We start from the raw sequence: 24,946 nt of genomic DNA, 5'->3' as shown, positions 1-24,946 counted from the left end.
CCGGATTCATACTGCAAGCGTCGAACGCGCCCCAGCCACCCCTCGCACCGTCCCAATCGTCGAATTCATGCACCCGCCACCCCCTTCGAATCCCGGCATCCGCGTCAACACACGGAAGCTGCGCCCGTCCTACGACGCCGCGGGAAAGGTGGAACGGAGCCGAATCTTCACGCTGGTCGATCGGTCGAGCGCGAACCTGGTGCTCGTCACCGCACCGGCCGGCTACGGCAAAACGACGACGCTGAGCCAGCTCTACTGCCAGATGAGGGCAGCGGGCCGCGCGACATGCTGGCTGACCGTCGACGCGTCGGACGACGATCCAGGGCGATTCACCTTCTATCTCCGAGCCGCGCTCGGCAGCGTCCTCGAGGGGGTCGATGAACCCGAAATCACCGCGGCGAACCTCGACGGCTCGACGGCTTCGAGCGCCCGCGTGCAGCAGCTCCTCGAAACCCTCGATCTCACCGAGGCTCCGTTCGTGCTCTTCATCGACGAGTTCGAGGAAATCGCTTCGACCAAGGTCCTCCAGCTCCTCGGCGAGATCGTCGCCGGACTGTCGCCGGGCCAGCGGATCGTCCTCGGCTCGCGGCAAACACCGGACCTCCCGCTCGGGCGCCTGCGTGTCAGTGGCCGCCTGCTGGAGATCGACGCGGATCTCCTCAAGTTCGACCGCGAGGAATCCCGGCGCTACATCGCCGGCCGCTTGCCCTGTGCCCTCAACGAAGCGGAGCTCGATACGCTGCAAGATCGCACCGACGGCTGGCCCGCGGCCTTGCAGCTCGCGGCGGCAGCGCTCACGGGTCGCTCGGATACCGCAGCCCTCCTCGAAGGGCTGGTTGCATCGTCACGCAATATCTCGGACTACCTCGCGGAAGACGTCCTGGCCCGGCTTCCCCCGCGCCTGTGCGATTTCCTGCTCGCGACCAGCCTGTTCGACGCCTTTTCGCCCGCGATGTGCGACGCAGCACTGGGCGTCACCGACAGCCGTGAATGCATCGCCGCGACCGAGCGCGATAACCTGTTTCTCCAGCGCATCGACAACGACGGCCCCTGGTATCGCTACCACCCGCTCTTTCGGGAATTCCTGGGCACGCAACTGCGCCACTCGGGCGCGACGCCGGAGCGGATTGCCACGCTGCAACTGAACGCCGCCCGCTGGCTCGCCGACCACGACAAGCCCTTCCCGGCCGTACCCTATGCCTTGGCCGCTGGTGACCAGGCGCTTGCGGCCGACATCATGTCGACGCGCGCCACCGCCCTGGTACGGGTCGGCCAGTTCGACACGGTTGCAAAATGGATGGCCGCGATCCCGGATGCGATTCTCGCGACGCATCCAAATCTGCTGATCGCCGGCGCCTATGCAGCGACCTTCCTGCATCGCTACGGCGAAGCTTCCCGGCTCATCGAACTGCTCCCGGCCGAGGCCCAGGTCGATGAGAGGATCTCGGCCGAACTGGTTGCCCTCAGAATCATGCTTTGCGCATGGTCCGACCGGATCGTGGAAGCCTTCCGGATCGGCGAATCCGCCCGCGCAAACCTGTCCGTGATGCCCCCCTACGTCGCTGGGCTGATCCACAACGCCCTCGCCTACGAAGCCATCGGCCAGGGCCGCGACATCGCGGCGATGCAAGAGATCGCCGCCGCGAAGCATCTGCTGGAACCCATCGGCGCCGTCCATGCCCTCAACTACAGCGTCAGCTTCGAAGGCGCCATTGCCCTGCTGCAGGGCGAGGCGAAAGCCGCACGGGCGCGCTTCGAAGGCACGCTCGAGGCGATCATCGCAGGTGGCCATCGCTACACGACCTCCACAGCGATCGTCGCCGCCCACCTCGCCGAAGCACTCTACGAACTCAACGAGATCGACGCCGCCGAAACGCTGCTCATCGACTATTTGCCGGTCATCCACGACGGCTGCCTGCCCGACCACATCATCGTCACGTACCGGGTGCTCGCCCGCATCCAGGCACAACGCGGTCAGTATGCGAAAGCCCTGGTGACCCTCGACACGCTGCAGGACCTCGGGGACGTGCGATCGATTCCGCGCATCTCGGCAGCATCCCGCATCGACAAGCACCGGCTCGCACTGCTCGCCGGCGACCTCGCCGCCGCCCAGCGTCTGACGCCCCTGATTGCGGACGAATCCGTGTGGCGGCCATTCACGGGATTCTCGACGTATGCAGAGAACCTCGACGACCCGCTGGTAGCGGACGTCCGGCAGGCACTGGTCGAAGGGTCGGTGCGCGCGATCATTCCCCGGCTGCAGGACGCGATCTGCGAAGCCAGCGGTCACAACCGGCGTCGACGCGTCGCAAGACTGCAGTGCCTGCTTGCCCAAGCTTTCGAAGTCGCCCGTCGCCGACCCCAGGCTCTCGAAACGCTGGAACGGGCCCTTGCACAGGCCGAGCCCGGCGGAATGCTGCGCGTCTTCGCAGACGAACCCTGGCACCTCAACGAATTGCTGAGAGCGCTCAGCGACAGGAAATGCACAGTCTCGCCAACCTATCTTCAAAGCATGCTCGCTGCAGCAACCAAGACTGAGCCGGTTGCTGCAAAAAGCCACCTCCAGGACGAGGCCATGCGCCTCAGCCCCAAGGAGGGCCAGATCCTTCGCCTCCTCGCCGAAGGGCATTCCAACAAGGAACTTGCGCGCAAGCTGTTCGTGACCGAAAACACCGTCGAAACGCATTTGCGGCGAATCTACGGAAAGCTCGGAATTCGCAGCCGTACTCAAGCCGTGGCGAGGGCCTTGGAATTGGGTCTAATCTGAGGAAACACGGGGGAGTTCTTGTGTCGCTCGACAGGCGGCGTTGTTGACCGCGAGCTGCGAGTGCGGGGACATGGATCCGAGCGGCGGCACCGAAAACGAATTGGAGCGGGTGAATCAGGCGCTCCGAACCCTGAGCGCCGGGAACCGCACCTTGCTGCGCGCCACGCAAGAGCTGGATCTCCTTCATGGCATGTGCCGCGTCATCGTCAATGAAGGTGGCTACCGCATGGCAGGGGCCGCATACGCCCGACACGACGCGCAGCAAACCTTGGAGATCATGGCCTACGCCATCCACTCTATTATTTCCTAGGGGCTGAAACCCGCATGCAGCTTAGAGCTTAATTGCACACGATCAAGTTTACCGTCACGTTTACCGTCATATCGTGGGCGCCTTTCCTGACACGGAGAATGGACTCGATTTCACGGGCACATACAGCTTGTTGACCGAAACGGTCGTTGATTTCCGAAGAACCGGTCGGCTCCAATCCTTTATCTAGCGAGATCATATTAAAGTTTACGGCAACATGCTTTAATCAAAGTTAGCTTGTTAAAGGATAGCTTCCATGCGCGCCACCGACCTGAGCCCCGATCGCCGAGCAAGACTGATCCCCGTACCGGAACACTCGGGGGCGTTCGCGCTTTGCCCGCCTCCAGTCGATCTGTCGCTCGTCCCGCCGCTACCCTCCCTGGTGCGCGCACAGGAAGCTCTCGTGCGCCTGCAGGTGGAAACCGAACACCTACCCAACCCGGATCTCGTGACGCGGACGCTGGCCCGCCGCGAGGCAGTCTTGAGCAGCCAGATCGAGGGCACACACGCCGGGATTCGCGACGTGCTTGACTACGAAGCCACGCATGATGCGACGGACCTGCCTGCAGATTCGCGCTCCACACTCGACTACGCCAAAGCGCTCGACTATGGCTTGCAGGAGATCCGAACCAGGGGCATCGATGCCTTCTCATCCGAGTTCATCTGCAAGCTGCATTGCATCCTGATGGAAGGTGACCCCTCCTACCGTGACACACCGGGACGGTATCGGACCATCCAGAACTGGATCGGTGGCTTCAACATCCATGATGCACGACTGGTGCCGCCACCCCCTGATCGGGTGCCGGAGGCTATGGATAACGTTGTGCATTCGCTGCTGCGCTATGAACCCGGGAGCAACGCCCACTACCACGCCATCGTGCGCGCGGCAGTCGCACATGCCCAGTTCGAGGCCATCCACCCCTTCCGTGACGGCAATGGGCGAACCGGCCGACTGCTGATTCCCCTCATCCTGGCCGCTGACGGGTATCTGCCGCTCTACGTGTCCGGGCCGCTGCACCGCAATCGTGGGCGCTACCTCGACACCCTGCTCGCCACTCAGCTCCGTTCAGAGTGGGCAGGATGGATCGACTTCTTCAACGAGGCCGTTGAGATCGCCTGCGACGAATCAATGCGCACCGCACGCGGTCTCATCGGCCTGCGCGACGATTGGTGTGTCCGGCTGCAAGATCTGCGCGCCGATGCGGCTGCGCTACGCGTGATCGATCTGCTGATCGCATCGCCCGTCGTGACCGTCAACCAAGTGAAGGATGCACTCAACGTCTCGTTCCCTGCCGCCAATAACGCGGTGCTGGAACTCGTTGATCGCGGCATCCTCACGGGGTCAGAACGGCGGCGAAACCGCACCTTCCGGGCCAATGACGCGATCAACATTTTGAACGCTGCGCCCACCCAGCCCGCGAGGGCCACAAGCGACATGGGCTTCTAGGGAAACCGAGTTGCGCTGAACCAGGCGAAAGGCTGAAAAGGCGCAAGATGTCACCCTCTTGAATTCCGCTCGCAAGAACACTCAGAAAGGGTTGGAGTTGTCTTGCTGAGACGCGCCGCCATCGGGAACGTGACCGTTGGGGTCGCAGGTCGCGCGAAGTCGCCCCTCGCCCCGACCATCGCTACCGTGTCAGAGAGCACTCGATCCCTCTTGACATTATCCCGCGAAGGTCCGCACCCGACCCAATCCCGACCTTCGGCCCTTCGGGGGTCCAATGGCAGGTTTCAGATTGCCGCTGTCGCTCGGGCAAGTTCTTAATGCGAATTGCTCGACCTGACCCGCAGTTGGCCCGATCGTGCATGTCGGACGGCAATCCAGCGATTACCTGCTATTCAGCAGAAGTTCTGCGTTAAATGGTAGCTCTACCTCCACTGAATTGGAGTCGCTAATCTCATATTTTCGAGAAGCATCACGGGCGCAGGCACTAGCTGGGCAGTCCCTCCATGGTCGTCGGCAAACTCGACAGGAACGGTGTATCGGTCAAGCAATTCAACGGCTGTGCCGACACCGACAGCCAGATCCGTCTTGATTCGCACGATGGGACGCAGCTCGATTTCCCCTTCACGCGTTCCGGCCGGGACTCCTTTCTCAAGCATTCATGCGGCGAGTGCTGCCTTGCATCAGGGGTAAATCTGCCCACCAATCCTAGGGTTCCCGGAGTAAGACTTCGAGCCGTTCCAGCAGCCAGGCAACGGAAGGATTGGTTTCGTGCCGCTGGTGCCAGTACATCTTGACCTCGAATTCGGGCAATTCCATCGGCGCGGGTTGTACGACCATATCGCCCTGGGTTACAAAAATTCTTGCTGCCCGGGAGGGCAGCAGCACGATGAGGTCGCTCTGCGCCATCAATTGTGGCAAAGCCGTGAAATATGGCGTTCGAATGACAATCTGGCGCGAGATGCCCATGTCGGCCAGCGCGTCCTCCGCCAGCCGATGACCAGAGGAAGGCGAGGAGACGGCCACATGCCGGCTTCGGCGAAATGCATCCAGGGTCATCATTCCGATCCGCTCGGCGTGCTGCTTGCTCAAGAGGCACACGTAGTGCTCCCGAAACAAGGTGAGACTTCGCGTCTGCCTGCGAAGAGACTCGAGATTGCCGAGCGCGACGTCGATCTTCAGCGATGCAAGCTGATCTGCCAGTTCGGAAATGGGCACCTGACGAACGTCCAGGGTGATGCGAGGAGCCTCGGTGCAAAGTTCCCGCTCAAGCCGCGGGAGGAAGTACATGCCGCCGATATCCGACATCGCGAGGTTGAAGATGCGGCTGGCCAAGGCGGGGTCGAAGCGGTGCGTATCGTCGATTGCCTCGTCCACGGAGGCCAGTACGTCCCGGAATCTCGGGTAGAGCGTATCGGCCCGTGGGGTCGGTTTCAGGCTGCGCTGGAAACGCACGAAAAGCGGGTCTGCCAACGCTTCGCGAAGTTTAGCGAGACTGTAACTCACAGAGGGCTGCGTGATGTCCAGCCGTTCCGCGGCGGCGGTTGCGCTGCCGGTTTCGTAGATCGCGACGAAGACCCGCGCCAAGTTCAGATCGAAGTGAGTCATAAATAGACGCCATCAATTTGTAACATACATTAGATCTGTTGGATCGATAAATCCACCCCGTTACGCTTCCCTCCACAAAAACGCGAGGCGGCGCTTCGACCGCCAAGCGGACCCCGAATAGGAGACACGGAAGGATGGAGCGTACTTTTGCTGCCGAAGTCGGCAAGCTGAGCCTGGGCAATGGCGAGGTCTTTCACGGCGAAGGGATCCTGGCCGTAACCAAGGCTCTACTTCAGTCGGGCGTGAGCTACATCGGTGGCTACCAGGGCGCGCCGGTGTCACACCTACTCGACGTGCTAGGCGACGCGCGCGATGTGCTCGACGAACTGGGCATCTATTTCGAGAACAGCGCATCCGAGGCGGGTGCGGCGGCGATGCTGGGCGCCTCGATCAACTACCCGCTACGGGGCGCAGTGACCTGGAAATCCACCGTCGGCACCAACGTAGCGTCCGATGCGCTCTCCAATCTGGCCTCCGCTGGGGTGCGGGGTGGCGCACTCGTCATCCTCGGCGAGGATTACGGCGAGGGTTCGAGCATCATTCAGGAGCGGACCCATGCTTTTGCGATGAAGTCGCAAATGTGGCTGCTAGACCCCCGGCCCAACCTGAGTTCCATCGTCGATGCGGTCGAGAAGGGTTTCGAGCTTTCGGAAGCGTCCAATACTCCTGTCATGCTGCAGCTGCGTATCCGTGCCTGCCACGTACACGGCAGCTTCGTTTGCCGCAACAACCGCCGACCGCTGCATTCGCGCACGAACCCGCTGGAACGCGCCGAGTTCGACTACGGCCGCATCTGCCTGCCCCCGTCCATCTATCAGCACGAACGCCAGAAAGTGGAAGAACGCTGGCCGGCGGCGCTGGACTACATCCGCAGCGCCGGGCTCAACGAGATCTTCGACGGCGAGACCAGGGACGTCGGCATCATCGTTCAGGGCGGACTCTACAACGGGCTGGTCCGAGCCCTGCAACGCGTCGGGCTGGCTGACGCCTTCGGTCGCAGCGCGGTCCCCATCTACGTGCTCAACGTGGTGTATCCATTGGTGCCCGACGAGGTCCTGGCCTTCTGCGCGGGCAAACGCTCGGTATTGCTGGTCGAGGAAGGGCAGCCGAAATACATCGAGGACGCGCTGGAAGCCCTCCTGCGCCGCGCGGGCGCGGCCACGACGGTTCAGGGCGGCAACGTTTTCGCGCTGGGCGGAGAGTACAGCGGCGACGTGCTGCTCAAGGGCGTGGCCGCCTTCGCACAGGCGATGGGACTGGTTCCCTCAGCAACGACGCCCGGGCACGCCGACGTGGGCAGGATGCTGGGCCTCAAGGCACTGGCCGCTACCGAGCTGGGCGAACCGGTTCCAATGCGCCCCCCCGGCTTCTGCGTCGGCTGTCCTGAGCGGCCCGTGTTCTCCGCGCTGAAGCTCTTGCAGCAGGAGATCGGGCCTATCCACGTGAGCGCGGATATCGGTTGCCACACCTTCGGCACCCTGCCTCCGTTCAATATGGGCAGCACGGTGCTCGGATACGGGCTCGGCCTCGCGAGCTCCGCCGCGGTCGTGCCGATGATGGGCAAGCGTGTCGTCAGCGTCATGGGCGACGGCGGTTTCTGGCACAACGGTTTCACCTCCGGCGTCGTGAATGCGGTCTATAACGGTCACGACTCGGTGCTGGTGATTCTCAAGAACGGCTATACGTCGGCCACCGGCACGCAGAACATTCCGTCGTCCAGGCAAGGGGGGACGCGGCCGGAGCTGGACATCGAACGCGCGCTGGCAGGCGTGGGCGTCAAGTGGGTGCGCAAGGTGCCGAGCTACGAGGTGTCCAGTATGGTGCGCACGCTCGGCGAGGCGATGACGACCGGCGAGCCGGGGCTCAAGGTCATCATTGCAGACGGCGAGTGCCAGCTGGAACGCCAGCGGCGTGTAAAGCCGGACACCGCACGCCGGCTCCAAGCGGGCGAGCGGGTACTACGCACCCGTTTTGCGGTCGATGACAGCGTGTGCACCGGTGACCACGCCTGTGTGCGCCTGTCCGGATGCCCGTCGCTGACCATCAAGCCCAACCCCAATCCGCTTCGCAGCGATCCGGTCGCTACGGTGAACCAGGGCTGCGTGGGCTGCGGCCTGTGCGGCGAGGCGGCGCAGGCCGGAACACTGTGTCCGTCCTTCTACAAGGTCGATATCGTGCAGAACCCTAGCCGGTGGGACCGTCTTCTTTACCGCATCCGGCAAGCGGCGATCGGCATGCTCGCCGCCCGTGACCCGATGCCCACCGGAGCCCTCCAATGAAACCCGTATCCATCCTCATCGCGGCCCTGGGTGGCGAAGGCGGCGGCGTGCTCGCCGACTGGATCATCGACGTTGCCACGGAACTCGACTTTCCGGTGCAGAGCACCTCCGTGCCGGGTGTCGCCCAGCGTACCGGCGCCACGAACTACTACCTCGAGGTCTTCCCGGTGGCGCGCAAGGCGCTTGGCGGCCAGGTTCCAGTGCTGTCGCTCACGCCGGGACCCGGCGACGTCGACATCGTCGCGGCCTCCGAGCTGATTGAGGCCGGACGCGTGATGCAGAGCGGCTATTCCGACCCTGCCCGGACGGTGCTGGTGTTTTCCACGCATCGCGAATTCGCGGTGTCGGAGAAGATCGGCATGGGCGACGAGCGCTACGACCCCTCGCACGTCTTCGATGCCGCACGTCGTCTGGCGCGCGAGCTGATCGCCTTCGACATGCGTGAAATCGCCTGGCAGCAGGGCACCATCATCAACACCGTGTTATTCGGTGCGATGGTCGGCTCCGGCTGCCTGCCGTTTCCACGCGACGCGTGCGAGGCCGCCATCCGGCGCTCCGGCAAGGCGGTCGAGGCCAGCTTGCGCGGCTTCGAGGCGGGATTCAGCCGCGCGCACGCCCGCATGGCGGCGGCCGCACCGGCCCACGAGCCGCTGCGTACCGCGGCCGACCTCGCCCCGGTGAGCGACCTGCCCCCCGCGGTGCGCAGGGTGGCTGCCGAAGGGTATTCACAGGTGCTCGATTACCAGGATGCGGACTACGCGGCCCTATACCTGAGACGCTTGCGTGCCCTCTGCCGCAAGGGGGGGGATGCCGACGAAGTGGGCGCCGAAGCAGCCCGCCACCTCGCCACGTGGATGACCTACGAGGATATCGTGCGCGTTGCGGAGCTCAAGACACGCCGTTCCCGCATCAATCGATTCCGAACCGAAGTCGGCGCGCGCTCGGGAGAACCTGTGCGTGTCACCGAATTCCTGAAACCTCGGCTGGAGGAAATCTGTGCGGTGCTGCCCGCGCGTCTGGCGCGCGCGTTGGAGCGCACCCTGGGGCATTCCCGCCTCGCCGCCGGGCTGCGCTTGCGCCTTCGCACCGATACCGTGTCCGGCTTCTCGCTTTTGGCGCTGCTGCGCTGCCTCAAACCCCTGCGCCCCCGAAGCCTTCGCTTCGCCCAGGAGCAGCGGCTGATCGAACGCTGGTTGAGCGCGGTAGAGCGGGCATTGCCGCAGACCCCGTCCCTGGCGTTGGAACTCGCGCGCTGTGGTCGCCTGATCAAGGGCTATGGCGACACCGCGACGCGGGGGCAACGCTCAATGCAGTTGATCCTGGAACAGGCGGAGCACGACTCGAGCGATCCGGAACGACTCGCCGGACGTGTTGCACAGGCTCGCGGTGCAGCACTGGCCGATCCCGAAGGCCGCGCGCTCGCTCGCGCGCTCGGCATACCCGAGCCGCGACCGGCGGCAACGCCCGTGCGCATCGTCCGCCGCCATGCGGAGGCCCCGGTTTCGTGATGATAGATCTGAAGTCATATATGCAGGTTCAGTAGCAGAAGCGGCACGGGCAGCACAAATGCATAAGCATTCAATCTGGATCGCACGCGACATTCCGCTGGTCAAGGTCCATTCCGATGTAATGCCGTTTGTGGCAGTCGATGTGGCGAGATCATCATCCTGTGTGCCTTCCCGGTGCTGTCGCTGTGACTGCCTCATTGATCGCATGAAGCGCACCGCCGGATTCGTCCGGCGGATCAACCATCGCCCCGGGAAAACCAGATGAAGCTGAATGTTGACGATCACCGACGCGCCGCGCGCCGGGCGCTGCCCCGTTTCGTCTTCGATTACGTGGACGGCGCGGCCGAACGTAACGACTGCCTTCGCCGCAACGCCGACGACCTGTCCCGCCTGGCGCTGCTGCCGCGCGTTCTGCGCGACACAGCCACACTCGACACCAGCATCGAAGTCTTCGGCGAAACGTGGCGCCGACCTTTGGGCGTCGCGCCGATGGGCTTCAACGGACTCAGCCGCCCGGGCGGCGACTGTATGCTCGCGCGCGCTGCGGCTCGAGCGGGCATCCCCTTCGTGCTCTCGACGGCATCGAATGAGCGACTGGAGAAGGTCGCCGAGCCGCACCGCACCTTGAACTGGATGCAGCTCTACGTCATGCGTGAGCGCAGCATCGCCGAGCAGATGGTCCGCAGGGCCAAGGCGGCCGGTTATGGCGCCCTGGTGCTAACAGTCGATGTGCCCGTCAGCGGCTATCGCGAGCGCGACGTGCGCAATGGCTTCCGCCTGCCTTTCCGGCCCACTCCGGCCACGCTCGCAGACCTGGCCGTTCATCCGCGCTGGCTGTGGCGCTTCCTGCGCAGCGGTATGCCGGCATTCGTCAATCTCGCGGAGCGCAAAGGTGAAGATACGTTGGCCCTACAAGCGGCGCTCCTGAGCCGCGAGATGGATCGCAGTCTTTCATGGGACAGCCTCGGCTGGCTAAGACGGCTGTGGGACGGCCCGTTGGTGTTGAAAGGCATCTTGCATCCGGAGGATGCACGGGAAGCCGTCGCACGCGGGATTGACGGGCTGATCGTCTCCAACCACGGTGGCCGACAGCTCGACGGCGCGGCATCGACCATCGGGGCGCTGACGCGGGTGCTCGATGCGGTCGAAGGGCGCATTCCGGTTTTCGTCGACAGTGGCTTTCGCAGCGGTCTCGACGTCGCCAAAGCCCTGGCGATGGGGGCCCGCGCGGTCTTTCTCGGACGGCCCCTGTTGTACGGATTGGCCAATGGCGGCGAAGCGGGCGCGAGCACCGTACTGGACCTGATCGGTACGGAACTCGAGCGGGCGATGATCCTGTCGGGTGCGAGCCGGGTTGAGGGGCTGGATCGGGGCTGCCTGGTTCGGGCGGATGACTATTGGTGTGACGCGGGATTGTCGCGTCCGAACAATGCAAAGGAGACATGATGGTGGAACTTGCGTCACTTCAAGTAGCAGCCAGGGTGGACCGCGTGGTCGCGCGCGGCGTGAATGTGCCCCTGGAATACCCCGTGCGCACGAGCGTCGGCGTCGTTGCCACTTCCCCCCTGGTGCTGATCGATCTGCACCTCGACAACGGGACCACAGGACATGCGTATGTCTTCACCTACACCCCCCTCGCACTTGAAAGCACGCGGAGGCTGGTGCAGTCGCTCGGCGACGAACTCGTCGGTCAGCCACTCGCGCCCGTGGAGTTCGACACCCTGTTCGCGCGCCGCCTGCGGCTACTCGGTCGCACCGGCCTCGTCACGATGGCCTGCGCCGGTCTGGACATGGCGGCCTGGGACGCACTCGCCAAGTTGCATGAACTCCCATTGGCCGCATTGCTCGGCGGGCGCGTGAAGCCGGTCCCCGCCTACGACAGCCATAGCATGGATGGAGAGGAGATCGGGCTTCTGCGTGCCGGTCGCGCGATGGAGGCGGGATTCCGGGCGATCAAAATCAAGATCGGCTACCGCGACCTTGCCGAGGATTGCCGCATCGTGGAGCTGATCCGGCGTCGGATCGGCGACGACGTCGCGTTGATGGTGGACTACAACCAGTCTCTGTCCGTGCCCGAAGCGATGCACCGCATCCGTGCGTTGCAGCCTTACGGGCTCGCGTGGGTGGAAGAGCCGACACTACAGGAGGACTACGCCGGCCACGCGCGCATTCGCGCCGCAGCGGGCATGCCCGTGCAAATGGGCGAGAACTGGTGCGGGGTGGGAGAAATGCAGCGGGCACTCGACGCCAATGCGTGTGACCTGGTCATGCCGGACGTGATGAAGATCGGCGGTGTGACTGGTTGGCTGAAGGCGGCGGCGCTGGCAGAACTGCGAGGCCTGCCCATGTCGAGCCACATCTTCCAGGAGATCAGTGCGCACCTGCTGGCGGTGACGCCAACAGCGCACTGGCTGGAGCGGATGGGTCTTGCCGACCGCATCCTGCGGGAACCCTTGCGATTCGAGAATGGCTCGGCCATTGTATCCGACGCCCCTGGTACCGGCGTATCGTGGAACGAGTCGGAGGTAGCACGTTACCTCGCGTGAGGAAGTGTGCCCTCCGGCGGCGTGTTCCAGAGTCTGTTGCGCACGGCTGCCCCGGTGCCTTAGAGCGCGTATGATCAAGAAAGGCTAATACGTAGCGTCGGGACGGCACTTTGTTTGCCGATTGCGAGGGCAGGTATAGCGGGAGCGATCGACCACCCGGCGGATCGCTTCGCACTGCGTAAGGATTGCGGAGCCGCCCGGCCTCAATACTTTCTTTCTGTCTTTCTGCAGTTTCTCTTGGAGCCTCGCCCGGTGGATGTCCGAGATCCCTTATCTACCTTAAGCGCCCTGAACGATGAACGCGTGAGTCACGGGGTTGTACGCGTTGCTCGCGTCGATGACCTCTCCGAATTCGGCAGCGGGCTGGATGCGTGGGATGCGGTGTACGAACAACTCACGCCTGGCTGCTTCGAGGGGGGGATTCGCGAGATCTGGATCGATGAGCGCCTGGAGATCCTTTGGGAAGTGGGAAGTCAGGCAGTGTGGACCGTGGGTAGTAACCTTGAGGGCATGGTTTCACTCGGCCTTCCCGTGGCTTCCGGAGGGGCAGGAATCTATTGTGGCGTTCCGCTCGACGATGGCGCCATGTCCTTCCTGCCGGGCGGGAAGGAGTTCGAGATCTATTGTCGGGGCAGAATGGACATGGTTTCGGCGACGGTCGCTGAGACGCTGCTGATGGAATTCGCGGCGGTGGAAGCACCGCAGGTCGCTGAAAGGATGTCCGGACAACCTAGGGTGCGGCAGCAACCGCTACATGCCGCAAAGTTGCGCCGCGCCCTCGCAGAAATTTTCCGCGCCGTGGAACTGCATCCGAAACTGTTGCAGATCGAGGCTAGCCGGAGGGCGATGCGTGATTGCGTGTTGTCGCTGGTTGTCGAAGCTCTCGATCTGAACGCGAAGCGATCCCCATGGAGCCTTCATCCGAGCGCCAAGGCCTGGATCGTCCGCACGGTCCGCGAGCATGCGCTCAATCACCCTGACGATCCGCTGAATATTGCCGACATCTGTCGGCTATTTCGGATCTCGCGGCGCTCTCTGCAGTATGCATTCGAAGATCTCACTGGCATGGGCGCTGTCCATTTCCTCCGGAACGTTCGCCTGAACGCGGTTCGGCGCGAAATCCGTCGCCTTGCGTTCGCACCCGCCGAATCCATCGCGAGCATCGCGGCCAGGTGGGGATTCTGGCATATGCCGCGATTCGCGGAGTACTACCGCGGCCTGTTCGGCGAGTTGCCCTCCGAGACACGTGGGAAAGCGGTTGGAGGTACTTCGGCCGTAGCGCGGCTACTCGATCACTAAGACCATTTCTCAAACCTGGATTGCCGCACTGCAGCACGTATTTTGTGCTGATTGCGGATACCGGCTGCACACGCATACTCGCTAGTCTCTTCCCTACGACTCGAACCACCGGTACGAGCAAGACAAACGATGGGTCCGTCGCCATTCCGGCTGACGGCGCCCTCGGAGGAGACCAGAAACTATGCAAAAGCCATCTCACGATGGTTCGTCGGCTGTCCTCTCAGCCGAGCCATCCAATTCCCCAGCCGCTTCGCGACGCGATTTCCTTAGGTTGGCTAGTGCCACGGCCGCAGGCTCCCTGCTTTCGGTCGATGCGGGAGCCGCGAACAAGACGGTACGCAAGGGCAAGCCCGATGTCGTGGTGGTCGGTGGCGGATTTGCAGGGGTGACTGCCGCCCGGGAACTCGCCCATAAAGGTGCGAAGGTCCTGCTGCTCGAGGCCCGCAATCGGCTTGGCGGTCGCACGTTCTACTCGCGTTTCGGCGACAAGAAGGTCGAATTGGGCGGTACCTGGGTGCATTGGTCTCAGCCCCATGTGTGGTCGGAGATCATGCGCTATGGGATGGAGCTTGAAGAAACGCCAGGAGCTGCCGCTCCGGAGCGAGTCATGTGGCTGTCGGATGGGAAGGTGCAGGAAATCCCAATCGAGGAAAGCACAAGACTGCTCATCGAAGCGAGCAATCGTTTCCACGAGGGATCCGAAAAGGCATTTCCGCGTCCGTACCTACCGTTCCTGTCAGAGGAAGGTGCGAAGCTCGATCATCTTTCGATGGCTGATCGGATTCAACAGTTGAATCTTCCTCCAGTTCAGCGCGATCTCCTTGCCGCGCTGATGGCGGCGAATTGTAACAATCGTCCGGGAGAGGGTGCCTTCACGGAAATGTTGCGCTGGTGGGCGCTCGCGGACAGGGATGTTGTGCGGCTCTTCGACGCGTGCGTACGTTACAAATTCAAAGAGGGGACGGCTAGCCTGATCAATCGGATGGTCGCTGACGGTGGTTTTGAGGTGCGTTTGTCTACCGTGGTATCCGAGATCAAGCAGACCGATTCCGGCGTTGTTCTCGTCACGGAATCAGGTGAGCGCATCGAAGCGTCGTACGCCATTATGGCCTTGCCCGTCAATACGTTGGGCGCGATTGACTTCAAACCGGCCCTTTTGCCGGGCAAACAGGCGATGGCGCGCGAGCGTCATGCTGGCGCTGGCCACAAGGTCTACATCAAGGTCAAGGGCGAGCTCGGGTCCGTGATGATGTACGCGCCCGAGTCGGAGCCACTGAATCTGCTCTTCAGTGACAACCATGGCAAGGACGGCGGAACGCTCATCGCGTTCGGTAGGCCTGGGGGGCAAAGCTTCGATGTGCACAACCCGAAGTCTGTCGAACCCCTGGTTCGTAAGTTTTTGCCTCAAGTCACCGTGACCGATGTCTTGTCCTACGACTGGCACCTCGACCCGTATTCGCTTGGCACTTGGTGTACTTATAAACCGAACCAATTCAGTCGGTATATGCAGGATTTACGCGCGCATCAAGGACGGGTGTTCTTTGCCGGTTCCGACATTGCTGCAGGGTGGCGAGGGTTTATCGATGGCGCGATCGAAACAGGGCTAGAGGTCGCACAGGCTGTGTCATCCACGATGCGCCAGAAAGCATAAGGACTATCTCATGAGTATCAATGTCATCGTTAGGGTAAGCCTTGGCCTGTTTGCTACGTCTTTGGTCCCTGGGGCGTTTGCTCAATCCGCCTCTGGCAACTTTGCACAGTGTCTCGCCTGTCATTCGATTGAAAAGGGGGCTCCTCATGCCGTCGGCCCGAACCTTAACGGCGTATTCGGAAAGCCAATCGCGGGGGCGTCCGGCTATGTCTTCTCAAAATCCTTGCGTGCTCGTGGTGGTTCGTGGACTGAGGAATCTCTGCATCAGTGGCTCGAGTCGCCGCAGAGCTACGCGCCAGGTACGAAGATGGCGTTCGCTGGACTCAAGGATCCTGCGGCCAGGCAGGAAGTCATTGATGTTTTAAAGAGTTTGCATTGATGACAACGCGCGTGCCCGCGTGGATTTTTTAGAAAAGTCTAATCGCATAGAGGAAAACGTAATCATGATGAGACAACTGGCACTTGCGGCGCTTACTTTGTGTGGCATGCCGCTCGCCGCTCACGCATCGGGCGACGACTTCGCGAAGGCACTGGATGAGCGTTACCGCGCTATCGAGAGTGCGATCAAGGCGCGTGACAGTGCCCGGTGGTTCGAGGTGCAGTACGCCGTCGATGCGGTGGTGACTGGCGAAGGTGCAAAACAGGCTTTACGGGGGCGCGACGGACTCATGCCCGTATTGAACGACATCCTCAAGAACACTCGTAGCTGCGCAATCGAGCCGGATGCGGCGCGCCAAGCATCTACCAATCTTGGCTATTCCTTCGCGACTTTCCACTGCAATCCTGCCGACACGACGGCGGCGGATTATCAGGTGCGAGCCTTGTTGGTGTGGAAAAAGACTCGGGCTGGTTGGCGTGTTGCTGCTGAGAGCTACACGATGGGTAGCATGTAAGACATTGGAGTGGCCCTGTGCCACTCCGATGCAAAACGAAAAAGACGCACACCGATGCGAGGAGACACAAGATGAAACCGATATTCAGTTTGAGCGCCTTATCGCTGGCCTTGTTTGCCAGCGTGGCGCTGGCGGCGGCAACGCAGGACGCCGAGCACCTCGGCAAGGACCTCACCCCGCTCGGCGGCGACAAGACCGCCAGCAAGGACAACGCCATTCCGGCATGGCAGGACGGCGGCGCCCTCAACCCCGGCTGGACCTACGGCAAACCGCGCGCTCAGTTCTTCAAGTATCGCGACGACAAGCCGCTCTTCACGATCGACGCGTCGAACGCCGAAAAGTATGCGGACAAGCTGAGCGAAGGACAGCATGCCCTGTTGAAGACGCTGAAGAGCTACCGGCTCGACGTCTACCCGACCCGCCGCTACTGCTCTGCGCCGGACTTCGTCCAGGAGAACACGAAGAAGAACACCGCCACGGCGAAGATCGGCGGCGACGGCTGGAGCCTCGCCGAGGCGATGGTCCCGGGCATTCCCTTCCCGGTGCCGAAGAGCGGCATCGAGGTGCTGTGGAACGCCAAGATGAAGTATGCAGGCGTCGGCATTACGATGCCTTCGCAATGGACGATGCTGTCGCCGCGAGCGAGCGGTGGCGACTGGATCGAGGCCAAGTCGACACAGAGCTACTACTACCCGTGGGGGCGCAAAGGTTCGCACAAGCTCAGCGAACTGCCGCCGGTCGAATACAACACCTATTTCGCCTACGCATCGCCGACGGCGCTCGCCGGCCAGGCACTGCTCGTGACTTCCTATACGAGCAAGGCGAGTGACACCTTCTACTACTTCCCGGGCCAGCGCCGCGTCCGCCGTATGCCCAGCTATGCTTACGACGCACCGCAGATCGGCTTCGAAAACCAGTACACGATGGACGAGCCGCGCGTGTTCAACGGCACTGCGGATCGCTTCGACTGGAAACTCGTCGGCAAGAAGGAAATGTATGTCGCGTACAACGCCTTCGGCATGTACGACCCGGCGGCCGACCGTCGCAAGGTCGTCACTCCGGACGGCGTCGATTCGAAGGCGACGCGCTATGAGCTGCACCGCGTCTGGGTCATCGAGGCCACGGTGAAGGACGGCGTGCGTCACGTCGCGCCGAAGCGCCGCTTCTACGTCGATGAAGACTCGTGGGCGCTGATGTCCGCGGAAGACTACGACGCTCAAGGCAAGCTCTGGAAGGTCCGCGAGAGCTTCCTGATTCCGGTCGCCGAGACCGGCGCCTGCGACAACCCCGCCTTCGTCCAGTACGACCTCGCCTCCGGGCGCGTGCTCTATGACCAGGCATCCCTCGGGGCCGGCCAGGACATGATGTGGGCGACCGAGCCGAACGATCCCAAGTACCGCGACGACTTCTACACGCCGGACAACCTCCGCGCGATCAGCGACCGCTGATTCCTCCGCCCCCTCGGGGCAATCCGACAATCCTCCGCCGCGACCGGGCCAACACCGGTCGCCGGGGATCCTTTCGAGGAAAAAAAGATGAGCATGCATCTGAAGCGGACGGTGCTGGGTCTCGCCATGGCGGGCCTCTGCGCCCCGGCGGCGCACGCGTTCCAGTTCGAGACCGATTCGGTCAAGGGATCTTTCGATTCGACCTTGACGCTCGGCTTCGGCCAGCGCGTCGAAAGCCAGCGTTGCGACCATGTCGGCGATCCGTCGACGGGCTGCGGCTCGCGGGCGAATACCGTGCAGTGGGGCAACGCCGATGACGGCAACCTCAATTACAACAAGGGCGATTTCTTCACGACGCACCTGAAGGGCTCGCACGAGCTGCTGCTGAGCTTCCCCGACGAGTGGAAGTTCATGGGGCGCGTCGGCTGGCTCTACGACTTCGTTGCGGACGACACCGCGCGCACCGAGCTCGACAGCGAGGCGAAACGCGCGGTCGGTCGCTACGCGCGCCTCTACGACCTGTGGGTCAGCAAGGAATTCAACGTCGGCGACCAGCGGGGTCGGGTGCGGCTCGGGAATCAGGTCGTGAGTTGGGGCGAGAGCCTGTTCATGGTCGGCGGCATCAACTCCAACGTCGCGATGGACTTGCAACGGCTGTCGTCGCCCGGCGTGCAGTTGAAGGAAGCTTTCCTGCCGTCGCCGATGGTGAGCGTTGCCGCGGGCCTCGGGCGTGGAGTCAACCTCGAGGCTTACTACCAGTTCCAGTGGAAACAGTATGAGTTCCCGCCTTCCGGCACCTACTTCTCGATGGGCGATACCTTCGACAAGGGACGGGACAACCTGCTGTATTTCACGCCGGACGCCGCGAGCCGCATCCGCACCGCCGGCGATCCATTGTTCGGTCAGTCCCTGCCGGCGGCACGGGCATCGATGCTGGCTTCTGGCGAGGCCATCCGGGTCGGGAAGGACATCGATCCACGAAACGGCGGCCAGTACGGCCTATCCCTGAAATTCAGGCCGGAAGGCTGGGATACCGATTTCGGCGTGTACTACCAACGCTTCCACGACAAGACGCCGAACTTCCAGTACTGGAATGCCCAGAACACGACGAAGGTGTACTTCCTCGAGGATCGCGAGCTGTATGGCGTCAGCGCGAACACGTCGATCGGAAATTGGGCTGTCGGCGCGGAGCTGTCGTACCGGCCGAAGGACGCCGTGTCGACGAGCGTCTGTCTCGACCCCGCTACCGGTGGACTGGCGGGCGTCGATCAATGCAACGGATCGATCGACAAGGAACGCTACCAGTTCCACCTGACCGGCATTCTCAGCCTCACACCGAGCGACCATGGCTGGTTCCTCGACCTCGTCGGTGCGCAGACCGGTACCTTCCTCGGTGAGGCGGTCGCGATCGCCTATCCCGGCGTGAATTCGAACAAGGTCTTTACCCGCACACGCAACGGCGTGACCTATCAGCAGTTGCCGGCGGCGGGCGCGTGGACCTATCTCGATTCGAACGGCGCGTTCAAGGGTGTTGGCGACGAGCTCTCCTGGGGCTACATGTTCGATTTCAGCCTGACCTACGACAGCACGCTGATTCCAGGCTGGCAGGTGATTCCGGGCGTCTTCTTCTCGCACGCGGTAAAGGGCAACACGCCGAACTTCATGGCGAACTGGATGGAGGGCGCGAAGTCGGCGAACTTCTATGTGTTGTTCAACCGCAATCCGGCGACCTGGCAGGCGGGCATCAACTACACGAAGTTCTGGGGCGGCGACATGCCGGTCAGCTCGCCCTTCCGCGACCGCGACTTCATCGGCGGCTTCATCTCGCGCAATTTCTGACGCGTGGCGCCCCAAAACCCCACAGAGAAGCACTACAAGATCATGTTGAATCCACTCAGCGTCGACGAGGTCGACGGCTTTCTCACGCGCAGCTTGCGGCGGCTGGAGGCGGTCTGCTTCCGGCGTCGCCGCAGCATTCTCCTCGTGCTCGGGCTGTTCACCGCCCTCATGGGCTGGTTTGCGCTGCAGTTGCGCATGGACGCCGGCTTCGAAAAACAGATGCCGGTCGGGCACGAGTACATCCAGACTTTCAACCAGTACCGCGACGACGTGCTGGGCGCCAACCGACTGAACATCGTCGTCAAGGCGCGCAAAGGCACGATCTGGACGCCGGCCGCGCTCGGCCGCCTATATGAGGTGACGCAGGCGGTGAGCTTCCTGCCGAACGTCGACCGGCTGGGCGTGCAATCGCTTTGGACGCCGAACTCCTTCGTGAATGAGATCACCGAGGAGGGCTTTCGGGCCGATCCGCTGATTGCCGGAACGATCACGCCGAAGGACCTGACTGGCGACGTCATCGCGGCTATCCAGCGGGCGGCGAGCCAGGGCGGCTTTGTCGGTACGCTCATTGCGCGCGATCAGACGAGCGCGATGATCGTCGCGGAACTGCTCGAGCACGACCGCGACGGCTATCGGATCGATTATGTTGCGTACAACCGCATTCTCGAAGAGCAGCTGCGCAGCAAGTTCGAGGACGCGGACTTCGAGATCCAGATCATCGGCTTCGCGAAGCAGATCGGGGACATCGCCGACGGTGCGTCCGCCGTGCTGGAGTTCTGCGCGATCGCACTCGTCCTGACCGCGCTCGCGGTGTACTGGTACTGCCAGTCTGTGCGTTTCACCCTGCTGCCGATCCTCTGCTCGCTGACTTCGCTGGTCTGGCAGTTCGGGACGCTGAAGCTGTTGGGCTACGGTCTGGATCCGCTGGCCGTGCTGGTGCCTTTCCTCGTGTTCGCGATCGGCGTCTCGCATGGCGTGCAGCAGATCAACTTCATCGTGCGCGAACTCTCACACGGCAGGACGACCGAGGAAGCTGCTCGTGCGAGCTTCACCGGCCTGCTGATCCCCGGCACGCTGGCGCTCGTCACCGCATTCGTGTCCTTTGTCACCCTCGTGCTGATCCCGATCCCGATGGTGCGGGAGCTCGCGATCACCGCGTCGCTCGGCGTCGGCTACAAGATCGTCACGAATCTGGTGATGCTGCCGCTCGCCGCGTCGCTCTGCCACTTCACGAAGGACTATGCCGACCGGGCGATGCTCAAGCGCGAGCGCCGCTCGACGTGGCTGCGTGCGCTTGCGCGCGTCGCCGAGCCGCGTAACGCGGCAGTCGTCATCGGCATCACAGCCGCCGTGTTCGCCCTGGCCGTATGGCAGAGCAGCGACCGCGTCGTCGGCACCGTCCAGCCCGGCGCACCGGAGCTGCGGCCCGAGGCACGGTTCAATCGCGACGCGGTGGCGATCTCGGGCAGCTACGACACCGGTCTCGACTGGCTGTCGGTGATCTTCGAAGCGCCGCCCGAGTCCTGCGAGAACGTCACGGTCGGCCTCTACCAGGACCGCTTCGTCGCGGCGATGCAGTACGTGCCGGGTGTGCTGTCGGCGCTGTCGTTCTCCGGCCAGCTTCGCACCTACAACGAGGGCTACAACGAAGGCAATCCGAAGATGTCGGTCGTGCCGATCGATCCGGGCAACTATGCGTCCCTCGCGACCGAGATCGGGCGGGTGCGCGGCTTCATGAACAAGGACTGCAGCATGACCGCGGTGCATCTGTTCCTGACGGACCACAAGGCGACCACGATCGAGCGTGTGATCCACGAGGTCAAGACCTTCCGTGAGCGCGACCGGGAGGAGGGCATCAGCATTCGTCTCGCATCGGGCAACGCCGGGGTGCAGGCAGCAGTGAACGAGGAAGTGCACAAGTCCGAGCTGCCGATGATGCTCTACGTGTATGCGGCAATCGTCATTCTCGTGGCGCTGGTGTATCGCGACTTCCGTGCCGTGATCGCGTGCTGCCTGCCGCTGACGGTCGGCACCTTCATCGGCTACTGGTTCATGAAGGAGCTGGAGATCGGACTGACGGTCGCGACGTTGCCGGTGATGGTGTTGGCGGTTGGCATCGGCGTCGATTACGCCTTCTACATCTACAACCGGCTGCAGCTTCATCTCGCCCAAGGGCAGAACATCGTGAAGGCGCTCGAGCACGCGATCCTCGAAGTGGGCACCGCCACGATCTTCACCGCGATCACGCTTGCGGTCGGTGTCGCGACGTGGATGTTCTCGGAACTCAAGTTCCAGGCCGACATGGGCAAGCTGCTCGCCTTCATGTTCATGGTCAACATGGTGATGGCAATGACTGCGCTGCCGGCGCTCGCCGTCTGGCTGGAACGACTGTTTCCCCGACGCGGAGCCGTGCGTGCGCCCGGCATCCTGGCGCACTGAGCGGAGATTCATGATGAAGAAATATCGAATGATGCTCGGCATGTCGGTAGCGATCATCGCGGCACTGTCGACGGCGACGCCCGCGCTTGCAGGTGAAGGCGCCGGGGTCGTGCCGCGCGCTGCAGAACGGTCGGCGTCGGCGAGCCGGTCGATGATTCTCGCGGCAACGCAGGCAGGGCAGCGGCTTGTCGCAGTGGGGGATAGGGGTGTCGTGCTGCTGTCGGATGACCGGGGTGGCAGTTGGCGGCAGGCGTCCAAAGTACCGGTCAATGCGACGCTGACCGGCGTGTCGTTCGCCGACGAACGCAACGGCTGGGCAGTCGGGCACTGGGGCGTCATCCTGCATACCGAGGACGGCGGCGAGACCTGGACGAGCCAACGCATGGAAACCTCCGAGGACCGGCCGCTCTTCTCGGTGCATTTCACCGACGCGCAGCATGGCACGGCGGTTGGACTTTGGTCGCTGCTGCTCACGACGACTGATGGCGGCAAGACCTGGGACAAGGTCAGTCTGCCGGCCCCGCCCAACGACACGCGTGCCGATCGCAACCTGATGCACGTCTTTGCGGACCGACGGGGCGACCTCTTCGTCGTCGGCGAGCGCGGCACGGTACTGCACTCTGCAGACCGTGGCCAGACTTGGGCCTACCGGCCGACCGGTTACCGTGGCTCCTTCTGGAGCGGTACGGCACTCGCTGACGGCACGCTGCTGGTCGCGGGCCTGCGCGGCAGCCTGTATCGCAGCAGCGATGGAGGAGAGACCTGGCACAAGGTCGTCACCGGCACGCAGAGTTCGATCACCGGAGTCGTCCCGCTCGTGGACCGGGTGCTTGCAGTCGGGCTCGACGGCTTGACGCTCGAAAGCCGGGATGCCGGTTCCAGTTTCGAGGTGCACCAGCGTCCCGACCGCTTGTCGCTCACGGCGGCTGTCGGCGCAGGTTCGTCGCAGGTAGTGCTGTTTTCGCGCGCCGGCGTCGTGCCAACGGAATGAGGGGTGAGAGAACCGTTCAAGGGGCTGCCGTCTTCGGCTGACGGGCGGGAAGTCTGCCCCGCGTAGCCTTGTTTTTCCTTCGTCCAACGAGTTAGGCCTTACCAGGCACGCAAACTAACGTTAACTAATCGAAAAGAGGAAACCCCATGCAAGTTTTCGACATGATCATCAACGGTCGGCCAGTAAAGGCCGGTAGCACCTTTGAAGTCATTAATCCCGCAACGGGCGAGGCCTTCGCGCGCGTTCAAGCTGGAACCGCCGCGCATGTCGACGAGGCCGTTGCTGCGGCGCGTGCGGCCTTTCATGACTGGAGCCGCACACCGGATGCGCGGCGCAAGGATCTGCTGCACGCCTTGGGCGTCGCCATCGAGGAGGACATGGCGAACCTGATGGAACTTGTCACCAAGGAAAGCGGCAAGCCGTTGGGGGGGCTGAACGGTGTCGGCTCGGGCATGGAAGTGGGCGGGTCAGTGGCTTGGACGCATGTCACGGCCGATCTCGAGCTGCCGATCGAGGTGATCCAGGACAATGATGAGGCGCGCGTCGAAGTGCACCGCAAGCCTCTGGGTGTCGTGGCGTCGATCACACCGTGGAACTGGCCGCTGATGATCGCCATCTGGCACGTGATTCCGGCGCTGCGTGCGGGCAATACAGTTGTGATGAAACCGTCCGGGCTGACGCCGACGGCAACGATCCGCTTTGTCGAACTCGCGAACCGCATCCTGCCTCCCGGCGTGCTGAACATTGTCACCGGCGAGAGCGGCGTCGGCTCTGCGATCGCGAAGCACCCGGACATCAACAAGATCGTCTTCACCGGCTCGACGCCGACGGGCCGCAACATCATGCAGAACGCCGCTGGCAATCTGAAGCGGCTTACGCTCGAGCTTGGCGGCAATGACGCAGGTATCGTCCTTCCGGATGTCGACCCGAAGGCGGTCGCGTCCAAGCTCTTCAGCGTCGGCTTCCACAATAACGGCCAGACCTGCGCCTGCCTCAAGCGTTTGTACGTCCATGATGCTGTTTACGAGGAACTCGTTAACGAACTCGCCCGCATCGCGCGCGATACGGTCGTCGGCGACGGCCTCGTCGACGGCACCGAGCTCGGTCCGGTGCAGAACAAAGGCCAACTCGATTTTGTGCACGAACTGGTCGAAGACGCCCGCGCCAACGGTGCCCGCATCCTCTCGGGCGGCAAAGCTCGCGCGGGCAGCGGCTACTTCTACGAGCCTACCGTGATTGCGGACGCGAAGGACGGCATGCGCGTCGTCGACGAGGAACAGTTCGGACCGGTGCTGCCGGTGATTCGTTACTCCGACATCGACGAAGTCATCGCGCGCGCGAACGCCAACGAGAACGGGCTGGGCGGTTCGATCTGGTCGAACGACCGCGCGAAGGCCGCGGCACTCGCGCTGCAACTCGAATGTGGCACGGCGTGGGTGAATGAACATGCCGCGATCCAGCCTGACGCCCCTTTCGGAGGCGTCAAACAATCGGGGCTCGGTGTCGAGTTCGGCCGCTACGGGCTCGAGGAGTACACGTCGATCCAGACACTGAAGATCATGAAGCAGTGATTGCGCGCGGCTTCACCGGCGGCACTTCCCTCTCCTCCTGCTCCTGAAGTGTCTCCTTGGCCCCTCGGGGCCTTTTTTTTGGAGCGCTTTACGCATGCCGCTAACTACAGCCTATCTGTGGACGATTGCGCTGCCGCACCGGTGCGCTTCAGTATGCCGCGCAAGACGAGATCGGCGACGGCAGGGTTAGAGGCGGGAAAGGACGCGCCCGGAGGCGCTTCATATGGTTGACCGTGACAACGGCGTCGCAATAAGCACAGCGACGAGCTGGCGGCCCGCGAAGTCGTCACCGCCGCCGGCAACGCAAGCGTCGAACGTAAGCGCACCTATGCGGACGGGCGACACCGCGGAAGCTT

The 24,946-nt window shown here is 63.0% G+C and carries 17 protein-coding genes; 16 read left to right on the top strand and 1 reads right to left on the bottom strand.

What is annotated here, in order from left to right:
* Window positions 1-148: 148 nt before the first annotated feature.
* The 3 genes from AZKH_RS09325 (at window position 149) to AZKH_RS09315 (ending at window position 4,521) form a co-directional block, all read left to right on the top strand.
* Window positions 149-2,767: a LuxR C-terminal-related transcriptional regulator gene (locus tag AZKH_RS09325; protein WP_172642461.1), complete on the top strand. Its 2,619-nt coding sequence runs from the start codon at window positions 149-151 to the stop codon at window positions 2,765-2,767.
* Window positions 2,768-2,837: 70 nt separating this feature from the next.
* The gene (locus AZKH_RS09320; protein WP_197538759.1) at window positions 2,838-3,077 is read left to right on the top strand and encodes a hypothetical protein; all 240 of its coding nucleotides are present in this window, start codon (window positions 2,838-2,840) and stop codon (window positions 3,075-3,077) included.
* Between the two features lie 253 nt (window positions 3,078-3,330).
* Entirely contained in the window at window positions 3,331-4,521 is a 1,191-nt protein-coding gene (locus tag AZKH_RS09315) for a Fic family protein (protein ID WP_015435508.1), read from the top strand.
* 705 nt (window positions 4,522-5,226) lie between these two features.
* On the opposite strand, the gene AZKH_RS09305 is transcribed toward AZKH_RS09315, so the two are convergent.
* Window positions 5,227-6,126, bottom strand: coding sequence for a LysR family transcriptional regulator (locus AZKH_RS09305; RefSeq protein ID WP_015435506.1), 900 nt, complete (start codon window positions 6,124-6,126; stop codon window positions 5,227-5,229).
* A gap of 134 nt (window positions 6,127-6,260) precedes the next feature.
* Here AZKH_RS09305 and AZKH_RS09300 point away from each other — a divergent pair, with 134 nt between their 5' ends.
* From AZKH_RS09300 to AZKH_RS09245, 13 genes are all read left to right on the top strand, one after another.
* Window positions 6,261-8,405: an indolepyruvate ferredoxin oxidoreductase subunit alpha gene (locus AZKH_RS09300; RefSeq protein ID WP_015435505.1), complete on the top strand. Its 2,145-nt coding sequence runs from the start codon at window positions 6,261-6,263 to the stop codon at window positions 8,403-8,405.
* Window positions 8,402-9,913, top strand: coding sequence for an indolepyruvate oxidoreductase subunit beta family protein (locus AZKH_RS09295; RefSeq protein ID WP_015435504.1), 1,512 nt, complete (start codon window positions 8,402-8,404; stop codon window positions 9,911-9,913). The genes AZKH_RS09300 and AZKH_RS09295 overlap by 4 nt, the downstream gene beginning before the upstream one ends.
* A gap of 261 nt (window positions 9,914-10,174) precedes the next feature.
* Entirely contained in the window at window positions 10,175-11,359 is a 1,185-nt protein-coding gene (locus tag AZKH_RS09290; protein WP_015435503.1) for an alpha-hydroxy acid oxidase, read from the top strand.
* Window positions 11,356-12,459, top strand: coding sequence for an enolase C-terminal domain-like protein (locus tag AZKH_RS09285; protein ID WP_015435502.1), 1,104 nt, complete (start codon window positions 11,356-11,358; stop codon window positions 12,457-12,459). The genes AZKH_RS09290 and AZKH_RS09285 overlap by 4 nt, the downstream gene beginning before the upstream one ends.
* 303 nt (window positions 12,460-12,762) lie before the next feature.
* Window positions 12,763-13,758 carry a helix-turn-helix domain-containing protein gene (locus AZKH_RS09280; RefSeq protein ID WP_156822075.1) on the top strand — a complete coding sequence of 332 codons (996 nt, stop codon included), beginning with the start codon at window positions 12,763-12,765 and terminating at the stop codon, window positions 13,756-13,758.
* 181 nt (window positions 13,759-13,939) lie between these two features.
* Complete coding sequence (locus AZKH_RS09275; RefSeq protein WP_015435500.1) at window positions 13,940-15,409, top strand: NAD(P)/FAD-dependent oxidoreductase; 1,470 nt, start codon at window positions 13,940-13,942, stop codon at window positions 15,407-15,409.
* Window positions 15,410-15,419: 10 nt separating this feature from the next.
* The gene (locus tag AZKH_RS26795) at window positions 15,420-15,788 is read left to right on the top strand and encodes a cytochrome c family protein (RefSeq protein ID WP_015435499.1); all 369 of its coding nucleotides are present in this window, start codon (window positions 15,420-15,422) and stop codon (window positions 15,786-15,788) included.
* Between the two features lie 64 nt (window positions 15,789-15,852).
* Window positions 15,853-16,302 carry a nuclear transport factor 2 family protein gene (locus AZKH_RS09270; RefSeq protein ID WP_015435498.1) on the top strand — a complete coding sequence of 150 codons (450 nt, stop codon included), beginning with the start codon at window positions 15,853-15,855 and terminating at the stop codon, window positions 16,300-16,302.
* 71 nt (window positions 16,303-16,373) lie between these two features.
* The gene (locus AZKH_RS09265) at window positions 16,374-17,750 is read left to right on the top strand and encodes a DUF1329 domain-containing protein (protein ID WP_015435497.1); all 1,377 of its coding nucleotides are present in this window, start codon (window positions 16,374-16,376) and stop codon (window positions 17,748-17,750) included.
* Window positions 17,751-17,837: 87 nt separating this feature from the next.
* Window positions 17,838-19,589: a DUF1302 domain-containing protein gene (locus AZKH_RS09260; RefSeq protein ID WP_015435496.1), complete on the top strand. Its 1,752-nt coding sequence runs from the start codon at window positions 17,838-17,840 to the stop codon at window positions 19,587-19,589.
* A 42-nt stretch (window positions 19,590-19,631) separates the two neighbouring features.
* A complete protein-coding gene (locus tag AZKH_RS09255; RefSeq protein WP_041656043.1) occupies window positions 19,632-22,028 on the top strand; it encodes an RND family transporter in 2,397 nt (798 codons plus the stop codon).
* Between the two features lie 10 nt (window positions 22,029-22,038).
* A complete protein-coding gene (locus AZKH_RS09250) occupies window positions 22,039-23,019 on the top strand; it encodes a YCF48-related protein (RefSeq protein WP_051071660.1) in 981 nt (326 codons plus the stop codon).
* Window positions 23,020-23,165: 146 nt separating this feature from the next.
* Window positions 23,166-24,590, top strand: a complete 1,425-nt coding sequence (locus AZKH_RS09245) for an aldehyde dehydrogenase family protein (RefSeq protein ID WP_015435493.1) — start codon at window positions 23,166-23,168, stop codon at window positions 24,588-24,590.
* The last annotated feature ends 356 nt before the right edge of the window (window positions 24,591-24,946 follow it).

The sequence above is a fragment of the Azoarcus sp. KH32C genome (assembly GCF_000349945.1).
Classification (GTDB): domain Bacteria; phylum Pseudomonadota; class Gammaproteobacteria; order Burkholderiales; family Rhodocyclaceae; genus Aromatoleum.
The sequence above is the reverse complement of the archived record's forward strand: the minus strand, read 5'-3'. Positions and strand labels throughout refer to the sequence as shown.

Excerpts from the sequence above, each read along its gene's own strand:
- AZKH_RS26795 (WP_015435499.1), top strand. The coding sequence starts at position 15,420 with ATGAGTATCAATGTCATCGTTAGGGTAAGCCTTGGCCTGTTTGCTACG.
- AZKH_RS09260 (WP_015435496.1), top strand. The coding sequence starts at position 17,838 with ATGAGCATGCATCTGAAGCGGACGGTGCTGGGTCTCGCCATGGCGGGC.
- AZKH_RS09305 (WP_015435506.1), bottom strand. The coding sequence starts at position 6,126 with ATGACTCACTTCGATCTGAACTTGGCGCGGGTCTTCGTCGCGATCTAC.
- AZKH_RS09250 (WP_051071660.1), top strand. The coding sequence starts at position 22,039 with ATGATGAAGAAATATCGAATGATGCTCGGCATGTCGGTAGCGATCATC.
- AZKH_RS09315 (WP_015435508.1), top strand. The coding sequence starts at position 3,331 with ATGCGCGCCACCGACCTGAGCCCCGATCGCCGAGCAAGACTGATCCCC.
- AZKH_RS09320 (WP_197538759.1), top strand. The coding sequence starts at position 2,838 with ATGGATCCGAGCGGCGGCACCGAAAACGAATTGGAGCGGGTGAATCAG.
- AZKH_RS09255 (WP_041656043.1), top strand. The coding sequence starts at position 19,632 with ATGTTGAATCCACTCAGCGTCGACGAGGTCGACGGCTTTCTCACGCGC.
- AZKH_RS09270 (WP_015435498.1), top strand. The coding sequence starts at position 15,853 with ATGATGAGACAACTGGCACTTGCGGCGCTTACTTTGTGTGGCATGCCG.
- AZKH_RS09300 (WP_015435505.1), top strand. The coding sequence starts at position 6,261 with ATGGAGCGTACTTTTGCTGCCGAAGTCGGCAAGCTGAGCCTGGGCAAT.
- AZKH_RS09245 (WP_015435493.1), top strand. The coding sequence starts at position 23,166 with ATGCAAGTTTTCGACATGATCATCAACGGTCGGCCAGTAAAGGCCGGT.
- AZKH_RS09285 (WP_015435502.1), top strand. The coding sequence starts at position 11,356 with ATGATGGTGGAACTTGCGTCACTTCAAGTAGCAGCCAGGGTGGACCGC.
- AZKH_RS09295 (WP_015435504.1), top strand. The coding sequence starts at position 8,402 with ATGAAACCCGTATCCATCCTCATCGCGGCCCTGGGTGGCGAAGGCGGC.
- AZKH_RS09290 (WP_015435503.1), top strand. The coding sequence starts at position 10,175 with ATGAAGCTGAATGTTGACGATCACCGACGCGCCGCGCGCCGGGCGCTG.
- AZKH_RS09275 (WP_015435500.1), top strand. The coding sequence starts at position 13,940 with ATGCAAAAGCCATCTCACGATGGTTCGTCGGCTGTCCTCTCAGCCGAG.
- AZKH_RS09265 (WP_015435497.1), top strand. The coding sequence starts at position 16,374 with ATGAAACCGATATTCAGTTTGAGCGCCTTATCGCTGGCCTTGTTTGCC.